Raw genomic sequence first — 17914 nt, 5'->3', positions numbered from 1 at the left:
GAGTGGGTTCTGACAGGTTACGCTCTCATCCTGTCCCGAACCGCTCACCGTCGGGGATACACCAACGACACGATCAGGATCGTCGATGAACAAAGATCTAACCCGGCTTCTGCGCCCGAAAACCATTGCCGTCATAGGGGGCGGCGCCTGGTGCCAACAGGTTATTCTGCAATCGGAACGCATGGGTTATGCAGGGCAAATCTGGCCAGTGCACCCCAAAGCCACAGAGATTGTCGGCCACAAGGTCTACGATCACCTTGAGAGCCTGCCCGAGGCCCCGGACGCGGTGTTCATCGGCATCAACCGCCATGCAACGATCGAGGCTGTCAATGTCCTGTCCAGCATGGGCGCGGGCGGAGCAGTGTGTTTTGCTTCGGGTTTTTCCGAAGCAGTGGCCGAGGACGACACCGGTGGCGATCTGCAGGATCAACTAATCGCTGCCGCTGGCGGCATGCCCATTCTCGGGCCAAATTGCTATGGCTTCATCAACGCTCTGGACGGGGCGTTGCTATGGCCTGATCAACATGGCGCGGCTCCGATCGACAAAGGTGTTGCGATCCTGACGCAAAGCTCGAACATCTCGATCAACCTGACCATGCAGAAACGCGCCCTGCCGATTGCCTATATGGTGACCTGCGGGAACATGGCACAGACCAGTCAGGCCGAGATCGCATCCGCCCTGATTGACGATCCCCGCGTGACGGCCGTCGGCCTGCATATCGAAGGGTTCAAGGATATCCAGCAGTGGGAAGCTCTGGCTGCCAAGGCACATGCCAAGGGCGTGCCGCTCGTTGCCCTCAAGGTCGGAGCGTCAGAGCAAGCTCAGGCAGCGACCGTCTCGCACACCGCGTCACTGGCAGGCAGCGATGCCGGCGCACAAGCCTTGCTGGATCGGCTGGGCATTCCGCGGCTCTTTGCCCTGCCTGATTTTCTGGAAACGCTAAAACTGCTGCATTGCTACGGCCCTCTGCCTGGCGGCAATATCGCTTCAATCAGCTGTTCCGGTGGCGAGGCCAGCCTGATCGCGGACATGGCAGTCGGGACGGGACTGACATTCCCACGCCTAACTGCCGACCAAAAGAACCTGTTGCGAGACGTACTCGGACCGATGGTGGCGCTGAACAACCCGCTGGACTACCACACCTATATCTGGCGCGACGAGGGGGCGATGGCGCAGGCATGGTCCGGGATGACCGGTGGGGACATCGACATGACTGTCTCCATTGTCGACTACCCCACCACCGACTCGACCGACTGGACTTGCGCATCAAGGGCTGCGTTGAAGGTGCGTGCAGAATCTGGTGCGCGATTTGCCATCGCCGCGACCCTACCCGAGTTATTGCCCGAAGACGTGGCACAAGAGCTAATGGAAGGTGGTGTAGTTCCATTTATGGGACTGCGTGAGACTCTGTCTGCCATCCATGCGGCGGGTCAGATTTCGGCTCCATCTGAGAACGCAGTTTGCTTGCCCGGTACGGCCGAAACAACGCAAACCCTGACCGAAGGCGAGTCCAAGCAAGCACTGGCCAAATGCGGATTGCGTGTTCCACAAAGCCGCACGGTTCGAAGTGCAAATGAAGCAGAAGCCGCCGCGAACAGCATGACCGCACCCTTTGCCGTCAAAGGCGTCGGGTTGGCCCATAAATCGGAGCATGACGCGGTCCGCCTTGGCGTACTGCCCGAAGACGCGGCGTCTGTGACTACGGAGATCGGAACAGATGAGGTTCTGATCGAAGAGATGATTACCGGCACCGTAGCCGAGCTATTGGTGGGTGTGGTACGCGACCCGGCGCATGGGTTCGTTCTGACCCTCGGCGCTGGCGGCGTGCTGACAGAAGTGCTGCGCGACACGGTTTCTCTGCTGGTACCCAGCACACCTGACGATATCCGCTCTGCCCTTGGCAAGCTGAAAATTGCGCCGTTACTGGCTGGCTATCGCGGTCAGCCCCCGGCTGATATGAATGCGATCATCGCCGCCATTCAGGCCGTTCAGGCCTATGTCATGCAAAATCCCGACACGCTTGGCGAAGTCGAGATTAACCCGCTTCTCTGCACTCCCGACACGGCGGTTGCAGTGGACGCCCTCATCAGAAAGGCCTGAGAAATGGACCCCATCAAAACCAGACGCGACGGCGCGATCCTCGAGGTGACGCTGGACCGGCCGAAAGCCAACGCCATTGATCTAGCCACCAGCCGGATCATGGGTGAGGCGTTTGCTGAGTTCCGCGATAACCCCGAGTTGCGCGTCGCAATTCTGACTGGCGCGGGTGAGAAATTCTTCTGCCCCGGTTGGGATCTGAAAGCCGCCGCTGACGGCGATGCGGTCGACGGAGACTACGGAGTCGGAGGGTTCGGAGGTCTGCAGGAATTACGCGATCTGAACAAACCGGTGATCGCAGCCGTGAACGGCATCGCGTGCGGTGGTGGACTGGAACTGGCTCTTTCAGCCGACATGATCCTGGCGGCAGAACACGCCTCGTTCGCCTTGCCGGAAATCCGTTCAGGCACGGTTGCGGATGCGGCCAGCGTCAAGCTTCCCAAGCGTATACCCTACCATATCGCAATGGAGTTGCTTCTGACCGGTCGATGGTTCGATGCCGAAGAGGCCAACCGTTGGGGACTGGTGAATGAGATCATCCCTGCCGACCAATTGGTGGATCGTGCCTGGGAGTTGGCCCGCCTGCTGGCCTCCGGCCCGCCACTGGTTTACGCCGCGATCAAAGAGGTCGTGCGCGACGCTGAAGACAGCAAGTTCCAAGACGCGATGAACCGCATCACCAAACGCCAACTGCGCACGGTTGATGTTCTGTACGCCAGCGAGGACCAGCTGGAAGGTGCACGCGCCTTTGCCGAAAAACGCGATCCGGTTTGGAAGGGCAAGTAAGAGATCAACGCTTCGGCGGTGTCAGCCACTGTGCTGACATGCCGAAGTTTGAGTTCTTCAGCTCTTGCTTGGCGATAGCCTGCAGGTGCACTTCGTCCGGGCCATCCGCGTAACGCAACGCCCGTGCCCAGGTGTAGCTGTCGGCCAGCGGTGTATCAGGTGTCATGCCCATAGCACCAAAGACCTGCATGGCGCGGTCGGTTACGGTGGCATGCACATTGGGCGCCACCACCTTGATTAACGAAATCTCACGTCGGGCGGCCTTGGCGCCGACCTGATCAATCTTCCACGCTGCCTGCAAGGTCAGCAACCGCGCCTGATCGATCTCGAGGCGTGATTTCGCGATCCATTCCCGGATCACTCCCTGTTCCGAAAGCTGTTTGCCGAAGGCCTTCCGCTCTTGCGCGCGTTCAACCATCAGCGACAACGCCATTTCCGCCGCTCCGATCGAGCGCATGCAATGGTGGATACGCCCTGGCCCCAGCCGCGCCTGCGCTAGGGCAAATCCGCTGCCCTCTTCGTCCAACAGGTTTTCTGCGGGCACGCGCACATCTTTAAACACCAGCTCCGCATGGCCTTCAGGATCATGCATGTTCAGGATCGTGGGATTTCGCACGATTTCCAGACCGGGTGTATCGCGGGGAACAATCACCATGCTTTGCTGTTTGTGCCGATCCGCGTCGGGGTCAGTCTTTCCCATCAAGATGAACAACTTTGTGTTCGGGTGGCAGGCATTGGTGATGAACCACTTGCGGCCATTGATGACGTATTCATTCCCCTCACGCCGGATCGAGGTGGTGATATTGGTCGCGTCAGAACTGGCCACGTCTGGCTCGGTCATCGCAAAGGCCGAGCGGATTTCACCATTCAGCAACGGCACCAGCCAGTCTTCGCGCTGCTGCGGTGTGGCGAACATATGCAACAATTCCATGTTGCCCGTGTCCGGCGCGCTGCAGTTGAACACTTCGGAAGACCAACTGACCTGCCCCATCAACTCGGCCAGCGGGGCGTATTCGAGATTGGTCAACCGTGTGCCGGGCTCGTCGTCGCGCAAAGAGGGCAGGAACAGATTCCACAACCCCTCGGCCCGAGCCAGCGCTTTGAGGTCTTCCATGAACGAGACCGGGAAATCGCCCGCCTCGATCTCATCCTTGTGGTCACGGATGCGCGGATAGATATGCGCCTCCATAAAGCGTTTCAGATGGTCGCGGATTTCCACGGTTCGAGGCGATGGCGCAAAATCCATGGCAGTCCCTTTTCAAACTGTTGCGGCAGAGCATGAGGTTTCCTCGTACCCTATCCGTGCCCATCGGATTTGTGAAACCGGCTAAAAGGATCTCAATTGCAAATTCCGTTAGGTCATTCAGGCCGCCGAAAAAATATGATCCGACACGGCCGATTCTAGTCCGGGTGTGACTGCAAGAACGCGGCTACCCTGTTCCAACATCTCGGGCACGGGACAGGCCTGAACATGCCCGCCGGCCTCGCGGATGATCAGCACCCCGGCAACTGCATCCCATGAGTTGAGATGTGCCTCGTAGTACCCTTCGGCCCTACCCTGCGCGACCGTCATCAAGCTCACCGCAGCCGAGCCATTCCGGCGGTATTCCATCTGCGCTCCTATCGTGCGTTCGATGACGGTCAGGTAGTCCTGCAGTGGGTTACGGGACGAACGCCCGAGCAGCAGCAATGCCTGGTCTGGTCGACTACAATCCGAGACATGCAGGGGTTCATCATTGCAGAACGCCCCTTGGCCTTTACTGGCCCAGCACAACTCGTCCCGATCAGGCGCGTAGATCACACCCAGCTCAATCTCATCTTTTTCGCAATACCCCACCGAAACGGCCCAGTCGGGCAGGCCCCGCATGTAGTTCGCAGTACCGTCGATCGGATCAATCACCCAAACCGCATCACTGTTCCCCGTGCGGCCCTCTTCCTCGCCCAGTACAGCGTCACCAGGAAAATGTATGGCTATCAGGGCACGGATCTCCTCTTCGACCTGCCGGTCAGCGATGGTGACGAAATCCTGCAATCCTTTAACGGATACGAATGCCTGATCCCTGTCTCGAAATAACTTCTGCGCCAGCTTACCCGCCTCACGGGTCAGATATTTTGCAAAGTCCAGTTTGGTCTCAAATTTTTTAGTCATGACTGCTCAATGTTGTTTTTCTAAAAATCGGAGTCAGCACCTGGCTGAAATGCTGTATCTCCATCTCAGGGTTTTCGATGCGGTCCAGCATTTGCCGAACGGCGGCCATTACCTGCTGTTCCGCATCCTGACGCATGGTAGACAACTGATAGGCGCCCCATCCCGCCTGCTCGATGTCGTCACAGCCGACAATCTGCACATCCTCGGGGAAGTGGGCATTCCAATCCGCGCGCAGCCGGTCCATGACGCCAAAGGCCAGCAAATCTGTCGTACAAAATACCCCATCTATTTGGTCCAACGACAAACCGATGCTGCCCCCAATATCATACCCCGCAGCATAGCTCTGGCTGGACGATATGAATTCCTCAACTGCCACATTCTCAGCCCGGCATTTGTCAAGAAAAGCGTGGGCGCGCCCGGTCACCGAATAGGAAGGTGTTTGCGGATGCACGACGGCCAGCCGCTTGACCGGCACGCGCGTGAGCATCGTATAGGCCAGTTCTCCGGCTTGCCGGACGTCGATCTGGACTGTATCGGCAATGTCCTGGTTTTGTCCGCGATTGATCAGCACCAAAGGCATATGCAGACGATGGCATTCCTGAATGATCTTCGGCGACGGTGTGGCCGAGGTCACAATCACCCCCGCCACGTTGTAATTCAGCATGACGGACAGCCATTGCTCGATATCATCGTCTGGTTCGACCGTCAGCAGGATGGGCCGAAAACCGTGGCTGATAATCTCTTGCGCGGCAATACGCACCTGTTTTGATCGGAATGGTGTGTCTAGCGACGAGGCCACGATCCCAACCAGATTGGACTGCCGCGTCTGCAAGCCACGGGCCAGAAAATTGACGCGATAGCCCAGCTCCTCGGCGGCTTTCAGGACCTTCTCCCGGGATTTGTCCGAGATGTTGGCCCCTTCGGTAAAAGCGCGCGACACCATCGAACGCGACACTCCGGCCCGGCGGGCGACGTCAAAGGACGTAACAGGCTTTCTGGAGTCTTCGGTCACTCGGCAACTCCCTTCTCACGACAAATGTCAGCGAACACAAACGGTTGGTCCAGATTTACCATTTCCACACCGGCATCGACGATTTGCGCCAGCACCGCCCGGTCATCACCGTTGTAAGCGATCATGACCGGAACGCCTCGACGCTGTAACTCCGGGAAATCAGCCCAGTCGTCGGTCATCGTATATTCGATCAGCGACGGGTTGAGACAAGACAGCGTGTCCTCAAGTGTGTCAAAGTCCTGCCGACGCATCATCAGGCGGGCCTTGTCCGAAATCGCGCGCATATCGTGCAGCGATTGGGTTACAAAAGACCAAAAAAACACCCGCTCCTGCATCTCATGCGCAACCACCCGGTCCCAGACAAGACGCGCGGGGGCAGATTTCAGTTCGATGTAAAGTTGACCGTTATAAGTTCTAGCAAGGCTCAACATGTCATCCAATGTGGGGATGGGCTCGTTGGTATAGAAAGGGTAAAACCACGCCCCCGCGTTCAAAGCCTGCAACTCAGAGAGCGTGTGATTACAGACCGGCCCCGTGCCATTGGTTGTCCGGTCTAGCGTTGCGTCGTGTAGTACCACAAGCTGATCGTCCGCGGTGACATGCACGTCAATCTCGACGTGACTGAACCCGGCGGCAAAGCATGCATGGGCCGCAGACAGAGTGTTCTCAGGTGCGATTTTGTTGGCACCGCGATGGCACACGACCTGCAACCCGGTGGGAAACCGGGTTGGATTGACCAGTTCCGGCCGATCAGAGCAGATGCCCAGAACAGGCTTCTCTCTCAAGTCCGCCATTCGGTCCGGGTCTTCCTCATGCCACACCACCACTTTCTGACCTGTCTCGCGGCAACGGGCAAAAAATGCGTCGTCCAGCAGATCCTGCGGACGGTCCATCTTTTCCCAGCACAGATGGATGATGTTCGCACCCTTGGATATCTCGAACGGATCAACCCCCACCGGGATCAGCGCGGCCAGCGGATATGGGCTGTCCGCCGCGCGAAGGGCATCAACCACGCGGGGATCGAATGCCCCGAGGATGGCGCGCTCAATCCCCGCGTCTTGCAACATACGAGACACTGGAACCGAGGCTGCGGGTGCCTTGATGTCCGCGTAAATCCCGCAATCTCGTGCTTGCGCCAAGCCTATGATCTCTGACAGCAGCGGGGCTTCGTTCTCGGCCACCGACGCTCGAATATCCGCGTAGGTCAAAGTGTTGACCGGCCGCCCATCCGCCAGCGCGAAATCGTGGAAAGCGAAAATTTTTTTATCTGCAGTTTGGTGCAGGTCGACCTCCCACATATCCGCGCCCAGATCAGCGGCCAACGCGAATGCGGCCAGGGTATTCTCCGGCGCATATGCACTGGCGCCGCGATGCGCGATCGACAAAGGTCGTGAGGGGGTCAACCAATCCATCATCAGATCCGCGCACCTTCGGGTGTGAAGGCGAGCGCATGATCTGACGAGATGCCCCAATCCACGATCTCGCCCAGTTTCAGACGAGGGCCAGCGGGCTGGATCGAACGAAGAACGGCGCCGTTGGGCAGGGTCACGTTATACAGGTCTTCGCGCCCTTGCGTTTCGACAAAGCTGATCTTGCCATTTACTCCGGTGCCGTATTGCGGGCCGAAATATTCCGGGCGGATGCCCAATTGCACCTGCCCATGGACCTTGGGGCGCAGAGTCTCGGCAATGGCGATACCGCTGTCGCCAATGCGGAACTGCCCGTCTGTAACTGTAGCGTCCAGAAAGGAAATTGGCGGATTACCGAGGAACCCGGCCACAAAGGTATCGACCGGGTCGTTATACATCTGGTCTGGTTCGCTGAGTTGGACGATCTTGCCGTCCTTCATCAGCGCGATGCGGTCGCACATCGACATCGCTTCGACCTGGTCATGGGTCACGAGGATGGCGGTGATGCCGGTCTCCAACTGAATGCGGCGGATTTCCGAACGCATCTCAAGCCGCAGCTTGGCGTCGAGGTTGGCCAGCGGTTCGTCTAGCAACAAAACGTCCGGCTGCCGTACCAGCGCGCGGGCCAGCGCCACGCGTTGTTGCTGTCCACCCGACAATTGCGCCGGACGACGGTCGAGCAGCTCGGGGATATGCACCAGCTCTGCGATTTCACCCACTTTGCGGGTAATGGTTGCGTTGTCCAGCTTCTGCACCCGCAGCGGAAAGGCGATGTTGTCACGGATGCTCATATGCGGATAAAGTGCATAGTTCTGAAACACCACGCCAACATTACGTTTTTGTGACGGCAGGTCCGACACATCCCGATCCCCGAAATGCAGCGTCCCGCCGTTCATCCGGTGGATACCGCAAATGGTGAACAGCGTGGTGGACTTGCCGCAGCCCGAGGGACCCAGCAGCGCCATCATCTCACCGCTTTCCACGGTCAGGTTCAGCTTGTCGATGACAGTCAGGCCATCGAAGGTTTTGGTGAAGTTTGTGAGCCTAAGTTGCATCAGCCTTTCGAACCCCCGCCGTAGATGTTCATGAGTTTTTTCTGGAAAACTAGGTAGATGAGGATCACCGGCAGCGCATAGAACAAGCCCACCGATTTGAAGAGGTTGAAGTCGACTTCCAAACTGTCATCCAGCAGGAAGTACGCCAGATAGGTCGACAGAACCTGCGCGTCGCTGCCCGGGGCCAACACCAGCGGCAGGATGAATTCGCTCCACCCCGACAGGAAGGAGAAGATCAGCAGCGCCGAGAGGCCCGGCTGCACCTGCGGCAGAACCAGCTTGCGCCAGACCATGAAGCGGCTGGCCCCGTCCTGAACACCGGCCATCTCGATCTCCCACGGGACGGTGTCGTAGAAGCCCTTCATGACCCAGATGCCGAATGGCAGCTCCAGCGCGGCCTTGACCATTATGACGCCGATCAGCGTATCGAACAGGCCGAGGAATTGCAGGATCAGGAAGATCGCGATGATCAGCGTGATGGTCGGAAAGGCGTGCAGGATGATGACGCCCGCCAGAAAGAACCGCCGAGCCGGGAAGTTCAGTCGCGACAGCGCATAGGCCGAAGTCAGCGAGGTGGCGCAGACGATGGCCGCCGTGGACCCGGCGAAGATGAATGTGTTGATTGTCGCCACCCAGACCGAGCCGCGCCCGGTGGTGTCATCCCACAGGAACCGCCAGTGATGCAGAGTGAAATTAGAAGGGATCAGGCTGCCGGGCTCAGCGTCCGTCACCGAGTCCACGAGAGTGAAGGCGTACATGATCACCAGCGGCAGCGACAGGATCGTCAGCAGCGCAATGATTGGTAGGGCGCGGAAATTCGATGCCATGACGAGGCCCCTATTGCTCGATCCGTGGTTTCGCCACGAGGTCTTTGAAGTTGAAGAACCGCAGGTACAGCACGCTGGTCACGATGCCGATCACCACCAGAACCAGCGCATAGGCCGCGCCCAGACCGTATTGCAGGTTGCCGCCGTAGTTGTTCAATGCGGTGTGGTAAGCGGCCAGAGCCCAGACCTCGGTTGCGCCACCCGGCCCGCCGTCGGTGGCCAGCAGGATGTATTCGAACGATGTCAGCAGCGACAGTGTCTGGTAGGACGAGGTGAACAGGATCGGCCAGCGCAATTGCGGCAGGATGATAAAGCGGATCTGCTGCCAGCGGTTCGCGCCATCCACTTCGGAGGCATACAGCATCGAAGCCGGGATCGTGCGGATCGCAGAAGAAAACAGGATCATGCCCAGCGACGCACCGACAAAGCCGTTGATAAGGATCACCACGATCCAAGCGTTCGTCGCAGTGTCCAACATCCAGTTGCGCGGAGCGACGCCGAACCAGCTCATGAACGAAGAAATGATGCCGGTGTCCCATGTCAGCCAGTACCACATCAGCACGTATAGAACCGGCGGCAGGATGCGTGGCAGGAACCAGATGGTGCGGAACGTGTTGGCGATACCTGAGGGCAGGTAAAAGGTCGAGATCGCCAGAAACAGGCCAAAGCCCACATTAAATGTCAGAGTGAACACAACATAGAACAGCGTGTTCATCGCATAGCGCCACGAACTGTCCAGCGAGAACAACAGCTTCATATTCTCGGTCGTCCAGACCCAACCGGTATAGGCAACTTTAACCAGTTTCGCCTGATCCGCCTCCGGAATACCAGCCCCGGTCAGAGCAGCGCGAAATTCATCCTCGGTCTGGAACCGTTCATCCATGACACTGGAGGTGAAAAGCTCGGCCAGTGTTTTTCGGTCGCGCGTGGACCGGATGCGGTTATCGCGCAGGTCCTTCAGCGCCCGCTCCATATCGCGGCGCGACGAGAACGTTGCTCCGGCGTGCAGCGCGGCCAGCTCATCCGCCGTTGCCTGATCACGTGCTTCAGCCAGACGGGCCAGACCGGCCTGATCGACCACGTATCCCGCATTTTCCAGCTTGTCGTAAGTCTCGTCCGAAACTCCGCTGGCTTTGACGTCCCGAAGGTCGGAATTGGTCAACAGGTATTCCCCGCCCGTGATGCCCGTCGAAGTGGACATATTAGTGAAGGCGAAGAACACCGTCAGGATGACGGGGGCCAGAAAAAACAGCGTTACCACGACCATCGCGGGTGCAAGAAATCCGAACCCAAGCGCGTTGAAGCGGGGCATTTAAGTCTCCGAGAAATGGTGGCCGGGGCAAGACCGCGTGCCCCGGCCGATGGGGGTGATCTTACTGGACGATGAGGTTGTCGCCCAGTTTGGCGGTCAGTTCAGCTTCAAGCTCGGCCACTGCCTCGGCCGGAGTTTTCACACCTGTCCATGCAGCTTCTAGCCCTTTGAACATGGCCTCGGAATAGGCGCCGTAGTCCAGATTGTTTGGCTGCGCATTGGCATTGACGAGCAGGCGCTCGGTCGCCTCTGAGGCCCAACGGTCGTTGGCGTAAAGCTCGATATTCGCCTGCTGTTGCCCGATGCCCAAATGCGCCGACTTGATCGCATGCAGCGAGTTCAGGCGCGGTTCAGAAGCGATCTTCACCAGTTGTGCTGCAATCTCTTCGTGATCGTCAATTTCCTGATCGGTGATCAGATAGACCAGCGGATGTGTGATGGTGTTCGGACGACCACCTTCGTCACCCGCTGGAATCAGTGAGAATTCGATGGTTCCGAAGAAATCTTCGTTGCCTTCCTTGCCGGTGTAGCGGGCATAGTGCCAAGTGCCACCATGCCAGGTTGCAGCCTTGCCGTTGGCGACTTCGGTGTACCACTGGCCCCAATCGGTGCCGAGGTGGTTCTTACGGGTGATGCCCGCCTCAACCGCGTCGGCGAAGAACTGGTAGAAGCCTTCCATCGCCGCCTTGTCCAATAGCAGCTTGCCGGTTTCAGGGTCCTGCAGCACGCCACCAAAGGATTGGTAGAACTGACCCCAATCCGGACCGTTGGACGGGCGCGGGTAGAAGCCGTAGCCTTCTTCAACCAGGCCCAGTTCAACAGCTTTCTTGGCATCAGCCAGAACGTTTTGCAGGGTGTACTCCCCTGCGGCTACTTTCTCGGGCAGTGTAGCGATGTCCTCTTCCGAGTACCCAATACCGCGCATTGTGTCTTTCCAGAAGAAAAACGGGCGGCTTTCCGCATCCTGCGGCAGGCCCCACTGAATGCCGTTATAGGCAGCGATTTCCAACAGGTTCGGATAGAGATCATTCAGCGGCCAGGCGTCGAAATCCAAATAATCCTCGGCCGGAACGATGTAGCCCGCTTGGCTCCACGGCGCGATATCCAAATGACTGGTGACCACGATGTTCGGCGCGGTGCCAGCCTCGGCAGCCAGAGTCACACCCTGCTTGAATTCTTCCCAACCACCAAAATCGCGCTTGCCTTCGACAGTGATGTTCAACTCACGTCCTTCGATTGCCGCTTCTCGCTCGAGCATATCGGCGGCGAGTTCGATGGCGTCAATGCGATACGCGTCCGCATCGTTCGAGCCACCGGCCCAGACAGTGATGGTGACGTCTTCGGCGAAAGCCGGAACCGCCATCGCGCCTAATACCAGCGCAGCAGTGGTTCGTTTCAGCAGTGATGTGGTCATGGATGATCCCCTTTTGATCGGCGCGCACAAGTTCTGAACACGTGTGCAACTGCCTGTTATCCTCGATTCATGTAACCAGTGTGACAAAAGCCAATTTAGACCGAACTTTTTTGCAAACTACGAAACATTAGCGTAATTTCAGCGATTTTCAAGAAACTCCATGCGCCCGACGTAAACTGGCCGTCCTCCCTTCGTGCTTCCAAAATTGAACACGTGTGCAACTTCTGTCAACAATTTTGTCAAACGGCGTTCAGGTTAGTGGCGCACAAGCCTTTTTGGCCCACTCCAGCGTAGATGGAGTAAGGTCTGAACCAAGGCAATCCAAAAGCTGGGAATGATACGCGTTCAACCAACGCCGCTCGGCATTTGTCAGGAGGTCAGGCAACAGCATATCGGTCTGGATTGGGCACCAGGTCAGATTCGCAAACTCCATGAACCCATCTGGGCAGGCTACAATTTCGAACAGGTTTTCAATGCGAATGCCAAAGCGGTCCGCCTCATAGTAACCGGGTTCAATAGACAGAATCATTCCAGCGGCCAGATCGACCGGGTTGTAGGGTTTTCCAATGCGTTGCGGATGCTCATGTACAGACAAGCGATGACCAACCCCATGGCCGGTCCCATGGTCGTAGTCCAGCCCTAAATCCCAAAGCGGACGGCGGCAAATTGCATCAATGTGATGACCTTGCGTACCCGGGGGAAAGCGCAATGTTGCGAGTGCGTGGAAGGCTTTGAACACGGCCGTGTAGGCTCGATCATAGCCCTCGGGCCGAGAGGCTCCAAAGGCAAAACTGCGGGTCGCGTCGGTGGTTCCGGTTTCATATTGCCCCCCGGAATCAAGCAGGTAAGTACCGCTGTCAGGGATCGGAACCGCTTCTCCGTTTTGGGCTGCATAGTGGCACATTGCGGCGTGACCACCCGCCGCTGAAATCGGATTGAAGCTATTCTGGCGAAATCCGGGGCGCGCCTGACGGAAACCCAGCATTGCTTTCTCTGCCTCCTGCTCGGTTACAGGTGAATCTGACGGCGCGCGGCGCGACACCTCGTTGGCTAACCATGCACAAAACTCGGTCCAAGCGATGCCATCCTCAATGTGACATGCACGCATACCTTCGAGTTCGATCCGATTCTTGCAAGCCTTTGCGGTCGTCAGCGAGCCAGTTCGTTCGAGTGGAACTGCCCCGGATTTCTGTAGCGCCATGCGCACGGCCACTGGCGAGAATTCGGGGTCAAACAAAACGTTTTGCCCCGCTGAAATACGCGCCTCAAGCGTCGGCAGGAAACTGTCGGGGGCACAAACCTGAACCTCGTCGGGAAGGTGGTCAATCACGGATTGGTTCAGCTTTTGTGACGCAACAAACCATTGTACCTGCCCCGCCGCATCTGCCAGCAGAAATGATTGAGGTACTGGGTTAAAGGCAACATCCGCGCCACGGACATTTAATAGCCACGCAATGTTGTCTGGCTGCGTTTCCACTAGGAACGTCGCCTTTTGGGCCCGGATTACTTCCGTCAGATTCGCTATCTTTCCGGAAGAGGCCTGACCGGCGAATTGAACAGGAAACGGTTCAATTCGGCCCGATGGTGTGGGCGGCTGGTTGGGCCAGACCGCATCTACAGGATTGTTCCGAACCGGAAACAACTGCCGCTTTTTCAAGGCTTCGTAGAAGCGGTCGTATAAGGCGCATGGCAGATGCAGAGCGTCGAAACCAATCCACCAACCAGATCGAGCGTGATCAGCCAACCAAAGCTCGGGCAAGTCATCAAACAAATGCCGGTGAGTGAACATCGGACCAGGGCATTGCTGCTCGGCCTGCACCACATATCGGCCATCCACAAACAAGGCGACCGTGTCCATCGTTACAATTGCCAGACCCGCCGACCCGGTGAAGCCGGTGACATAAGCCAGACGTTCATCATGCGGGGCCACGTATTCAGCCTGATATGCATCGTATCGCGGCAGTATGAAAGCATCCAAACCCTGTACCCGCAACTCAGCCCGCAAGGCGGCAATTACCGGACCGCGTTCTGCTTGAGAGACATCACGCATTGGCATTGATCTCTTCAACATGGTGACAAGCGACCTCACCCCGCCCCTCAAACGGCAGAAGGTGGGGCAGGCTTTCTTTGCAAACCGGACTGGCGTGGCGGCAACGCACGTGGAACGGGCAACCCGAGGGCATGTTCAAAGGCGACGGCAGCTCGCCCTCAAGGCGTGCGATCTTGCCCCGCTCGTCAGGGTCCAGAGACGGGGCTGCTGACAACAGGGCCTGACTGTAGGGGTGCGCAGGATTCGAAAACAATGTTTCACTGTCGCCGATCTCAACGATCCGCCCCAGGTAGATCACCGCAACACGGTTCGACACATGGCGCACCAAACGCAAGTCATGGGCGACAAAAAGGATCGTCAGACCCAATTCCCGCTGCAACTCCAGCAGCAGGTTCACCACCTGCGCCTGCACCGAGACATCGAGCGCCGAGACCAACTCATCTGCGATCAGAACCTCCGGTTCCACCGCAAGTGCGCGTGCGATCGCGATGCGCTGACGCTGACCGCCCGAGAACTCGTGCGGTAGTTTGTGCTGTGCGTCCTGAGGCAGGCGCACCAGTTCCAGCAATTCAGCCACGCGTGCCGGGATATCGGGTTCGGGGCGCATGTTGTGGACGCGCAGAGCCTCGGTCAAAATCTGACCGGTCGTCATGCGGGGGTTCAGCGAGGAATACGGGTCCTGAAACATCATCTGGACGCGGCGATTATAGCTTCGGTCGGTACGCCGACCTGCATCGAAGATATCTTGGCCATCAAAACGGATTTCACCCGAACTGGGTTTGTACAAGCGCACGATGCAGCGCGCCAAGGTAGACTTGCCACAGCCAGACTCGCCGACAACGCCAAGCGTTTCCCCACGAACCAGGTCCAGGCTAACGCCGTTTAGTGCGTTGACGACGCGACCAGGGCGGCCCATGGCGACATCGGCCATGCTACGGCCCAGAGGAAAGCGAAGATGAAGGTCGCGGATTTCCAACACGGCACGCGTCATGCGGCATTCCCCTGTGCTTTCGAAACCGGGTTGAAACAGGCGACGTGGCGCCCATCCGTGATCAGGGATAGCGGTGGCCGGTCCTGTTCGCACGCAGCGACACAGGCGGTGCAACGTGGAGCAAAGGCGCACCCCCCCGGCAGCGCGTCGAGACTGGGCGGCACTCCGGGCACCGAATAAAGCGGCGTGCGTGGTGGCAGATTCTCGGGAACTGACCGCATCAGGCCAACCGTATAGGGGTGGCGGGGGTCTTTGAGCACGCCGCGCACAGGCCCTTGTTCGACAATCCGGCCGGCATACATTACCGCCACGTGGTCACAGGTCTGTGCCACCACCCCCAGATCATGGGTCACCAGCACGACACCCATATCCATGTCCTGCGCCAGCCGCAGGATCAAATCGAGGATCTGCACCTGAATCGTCACATCCAGCGCCGTTGTTGGTTCATCCGCCAGCAGCAGTTTTGGGTTCGCGGCCAGCGCAATAGCGATCATCACCCGTTGCCGCATCCCGCCCGAAAACTGGTGCGGATAGTCCTTCAACCGCTGCGCGGCTGAGGGGATGCCGACCAGATCCAGCATCTCAATCGCCCGGTCGCGGCGCGCGGCTTTGGACAGGTCGGTGTGGGCGCGTAGGGTTTCTTCTAACTGCAACCCGACCGTCAACAGAGGATTGAGCGAGGTCATCGGCTCCTGAAAGATCATCGCGATTTCCCGGCCCTGAATCTGGCGCAGGTTGCCGTCCGACATCCCCACCAAATCACGGCCAAGCCAGCGCACTTGCCCCGTCACCTCACCGTAACGGCGCGCCAAGCCGATAATTGAGCGCAGCGTGACACTCTTGCCGGACCCGCTTTCGCCGACCAGCCCCAGAACCTCGCCCCGTGCGACCGAGAAACTGACATCGCGCAGTGCTGGCAATGGCTGACCTGAACGGTGAAACGTGGTGTTCAGGCCGTCGACTTCTAGTACCGGTGCGTGATGATCCATCCCCTACCCCCTTGGCCTTAGAAGATCGGCCAAACCATCGCCTAGCAACGAAAAGCCGAGCCCGGTTAGAACAATAGCAAGACCGGGCATCAGGCTGAGCCACCATGCGGTCGAGATAAAGTTGCGCCCTTCAGCAATCAGAACGCCCCATTCCGCCTGCGGCGGCTGCGCGCCCAGACCGAGGTAACCCAGCGACGATCCCAGCAGGATCACCAGCGCCATATCGGTCATCCAGTAGACAATGACGGGGGTGATTGCGTTGGGCAGCAAGTGGCGAAAGATGATGCGCCGGTCGGAATAGCCCATGACTATACCCGCGGCCGCATAGTCATTGCCCAACTGAGCAATTACCTCGGCCCGCATCAGACGTGCGTAATAGACCCAATAGACCACTGATATCGCGATATACATGTTGACCAACCCCGGCCCCAATACTGCGACCACAGCGATAACCAGAACCAGAAACGGGAAGGTGATCACCGCATCGACAATACGGCCAAAGATCATGTCGGCGATGCCGCGATAATACCCAACCAAAGCACCGACGATGACCCCTGTGACCAACGCGAACACGGTCCCAAAGATCGCCATCTGCATGTTGACCTGATAGGCCCAGATCACCCGAGACAGGCTGTCTCGGCCCAGCAGATCGGTACCAAACGGATGTGCCCAGCTTGGTGGTTGCCGAACTGCCAGATAGTCAATCGCATTAGGGTCATAAGGTGCAAAAGCACCGGGGAAGAGCGCCAGCAGGGTGGAAAACCCAACAATCAGCAGCCCTGCCAGAAACCCCGGTTTGCGTAGGGCAAGCTGAGTAAAGGACGGGCGGGTGGTCGTGAAGGTCGCGTCACTCATTGCAGGCGCATCCTCGGGTCAAGGCGGGCCTGGAACAGGTCGGTCATAAGAAAGACCAGTGAGACCAAAACCGCAAAGGTCAGCGTAAGCCCCTGAATCAGAGGATAATCACGGGCAAAGATCGCCTCGAGCATCAGTCGCCCCATGCCGGGCACGGCGAACACGGTCTCGGTGACCAAAGTGCCACTCATTAGATTACCGATGGACAGACCCAGCAACGTCACGGTCGAGATCAACGCATTGCGCAATACGTGCCGCCCGAGGATTAGACGTGAGGGCAACCCTTTGGCGCGCGCGAACTGGACATATTCGGCATCTAGCACCTCGATTATCGCACTACGCAAGTTCCGCATGATAATGGCTGAGGTGTAAAGCGCCACCGTGACCGATGGCAGAAACAGATGATAGAGCCGCTCGGTAATCGTGTCGCCATAGCCGCCCACCGGAAAAAGACGCATCTGCGCGGCAAGGAAAGTCAGCAGCACGAGGCCGATATAGAACACCGGCATCGACAACCCGATTTGAAACACGGTGCGGATTACCGCATCGGGCCACCGCCCACGATTGAGTGCCGCGACAAAGGCCAGAGGACCAGCTATCAGCAGTGACAGGGCAACCGAATAGACCGTCAGAAACACGGTGATCGGCAGGCGTTCGGCTATGACTTCCAGTACGTCAGTCCGCATCAGGATCGACCGGCCCAGATCGCCTTGCATTGTGTTGCTGAGAAACAGCCAGAATTGCACCAGCATAGGTTCGGTCAGACCCAGTCGTTCCCGGATAGCCTGAATATCTGCGTCCGAAGCCCTGTCGCCCGCTATCGCGATCGCGGGATCGCCCGGCAACAACCGCACCAAAAGGAAGATGATGACCATGACCAGAAAAAAGGTTGGGATCAGCATCAAGAACCGTTTCAGAATGTAAGACAAGCTGGACACTTGGACCCTCCGCAAAAAGCCCCGCCGCC

The 17914-nt window shown here is 58.2% G+C and carries 15 protein-coding genes; 2 read left to right on the top strand and 13 right to left on the bottom strand.

Annotated elements, in window-relative coordinates:
• Window positions 1-85: 85 nt before the first annotated feature.
• Entirely contained in the window at window positions 86-2101 is a 2016-nt protein-coding gene (locus ABLN94_RS06730; RefSeq protein WP_352990739.1) for an acetate--CoA ligase family protein, read from the top strand.
• Window positions 2102-2104: 3 nt separating this feature from the next.
• Window positions 2105-2884, top strand: coding sequence for a carnitinyl-CoA dehydratase (locus ABLN94_RS06725; protein WP_352990736.1), 780 nt, complete (start codon window positions 2105-2107; stop codon window positions 2882-2884).
• Window positions 2885-2888: 4 nt separating this feature from the next.
• On the opposite strand, the gene ABLN94_RS06720 is transcribed toward ABLN94_RS06725, so the two are convergent.
• From ABLN94_RS06720 to ABLN94_RS06660, 13 genes are all read right to left on the bottom strand, one after another.
• Window positions 2889-4130 (bottom strand): acyl-CoA dehydrogenase family protein, encoded by a 1242-nt coding sequence (locus tag ABLN94_RS06720; RefSeq protein WP_352990733.1) that lies wholly within the window; start codon window positions 4128-4130, stop codon window positions 2889-2891.
• A gap of 117 nt (window positions 4131-4247) precedes the next feature.
• A complete protein-coding gene (locus ABLN94_RS06715; RefSeq protein ID WP_352990730.1) occupies window positions 4248-5033 on the bottom strand; it encodes an inositol monophosphatase family protein in 786 nt (261 codons plus the stop codon).
• On the bottom strand, window positions 5026-6045 hold the full coding sequence (locus tag ABLN94_RS06710; protein WP_352990727.1) for a LacI family DNA-binding transcriptional regulator: 1020 nt from the start codon (window positions 6043-6045) through the stop codon (window positions 5026-5028). The genes ABLN94_RS06715 and ABLN94_RS06710 overlap by 8 nt, the downstream gene beginning before the upstream one ends.
• Complete coding sequence (locus ABLN94_RS06705; RefSeq protein WP_352990724.1) at window positions 6042-7460, bottom strand: glycerophosphodiester phosphodiesterase family protein; 1419 nt, start codon at window positions 7458-7460, stop codon at window positions 6042-6044. The genes ABLN94_RS06710 and ABLN94_RS06705 overlap by 4 nt, the downstream gene beginning before the upstream one ends.
• Window positions 7460-8509: an ABC transporter ATP-binding protein gene (locus ABLN94_RS06700; RefSeq protein WP_352990720.1), complete on the bottom strand. Its 1050-nt coding sequence runs from the start codon at window positions 8507-8509 to the stop codon at window positions 7460-7462. The genes ABLN94_RS06705 and ABLN94_RS06700 overlap by 1 nt, the downstream gene beginning before the upstream one ends.
• Window positions 8509-9336, bottom strand: coding sequence for a carbohydrate ABC transporter permease (locus ABLN94_RS06695; RefSeq protein ID WP_352990718.1), 828 nt, complete (start codon window positions 9334-9336; stop codon window positions 8509-8511). The genes ABLN94_RS06700 and ABLN94_RS06695 overlap by 1 nt, the downstream gene beginning before the upstream one ends.
• Before the next feature lie 10 nt (window positions 9337-9346).
• Complete coding sequence (locus tag ABLN94_RS06690; protein ID WP_352990715.1) at window positions 9347-10648, bottom strand: carbohydrate ABC transporter permease; 1302 nt, start codon at window positions 10646-10648, stop codon at window positions 9347-9349.
• A 61-nt stretch (window positions 10649-10709) separates the two neighbouring features.
• Window positions 10710-12062 (bottom strand): ABC transporter substrate-binding protein, encoded by a 1353-nt coding sequence (locus ABLN94_RS06685; protein WP_352990712.1) that lies wholly within the window; start codon window positions 12060-12062, stop codon window positions 10710-10712.
• Window positions 12063-12312: 250 nt separating this feature from the next.
• On the bottom strand, window positions 12313-14112 hold the full coding sequence (locus ABLN94_RS06680; protein ID WP_352990709.1) for an aminopeptidase P family protein: 1800 nt from the start codon (window positions 14110-14112) through the stop codon (window positions 12313-12315).
• On the bottom strand, window positions 14105-15103 hold the full coding sequence (locus ABLN94_RS06675; RefSeq protein WP_352990706.1) for an ABC transporter ATP-binding protein: 999 nt from the start codon (window positions 15101-15103) through the stop codon (window positions 14105-14107). The genes ABLN94_RS06680 and ABLN94_RS06675 overlap by 8 nt, the downstream gene beginning before the upstream one ends.
• Window positions 15100-16092: an ABC transporter ATP-binding protein gene (locus ABLN94_RS06670; RefSeq protein ID WP_352990703.1), complete on the bottom strand. Its 993-nt coding sequence runs from the start codon at window positions 16090-16092 to the stop codon at window positions 15100-15102. The genes ABLN94_RS06675 and ABLN94_RS06670 overlap by 4 nt, the downstream gene beginning before the upstream one ends.
• A 3-nt stretch (window positions 16093-16095) precedes the next feature.
• Window positions 16096-16947, bottom strand: coding sequence for an ABC transporter permease (locus tag ABLN94_RS06665; RefSeq protein WP_352990700.1), 852 nt, complete (start codon window positions 16945-16947; stop codon window positions 16096-16098).
• Window positions 16944-17885 (bottom strand): ABC transporter permease, encoded by a 942-nt coding sequence (locus ABLN94_RS06660; protein WP_352990697.1) that lies wholly within the window; start codon window positions 17883-17885, stop codon window positions 16944-16946. The genes ABLN94_RS06665 and ABLN94_RS06660 overlap by 4 nt, the downstream gene beginning before the upstream one ends.
• Window positions 17886-17914: the final 29 nt, after the last annotated feature.

It is taken from the genome of Ruegeria sp. SCP11 (genome assembly GCF_040329455.1).
Taxonomy (GTDB): Bacteria; Pseudomonadota; Alphaproteobacteria; order Rhodobacterales; family Rhodobacteraceae; genus Ruegeria; species Ruegeria atlantica_E.
This window is presented reverse-complemented; position numbering and strand designations above follow the sequence as displayed.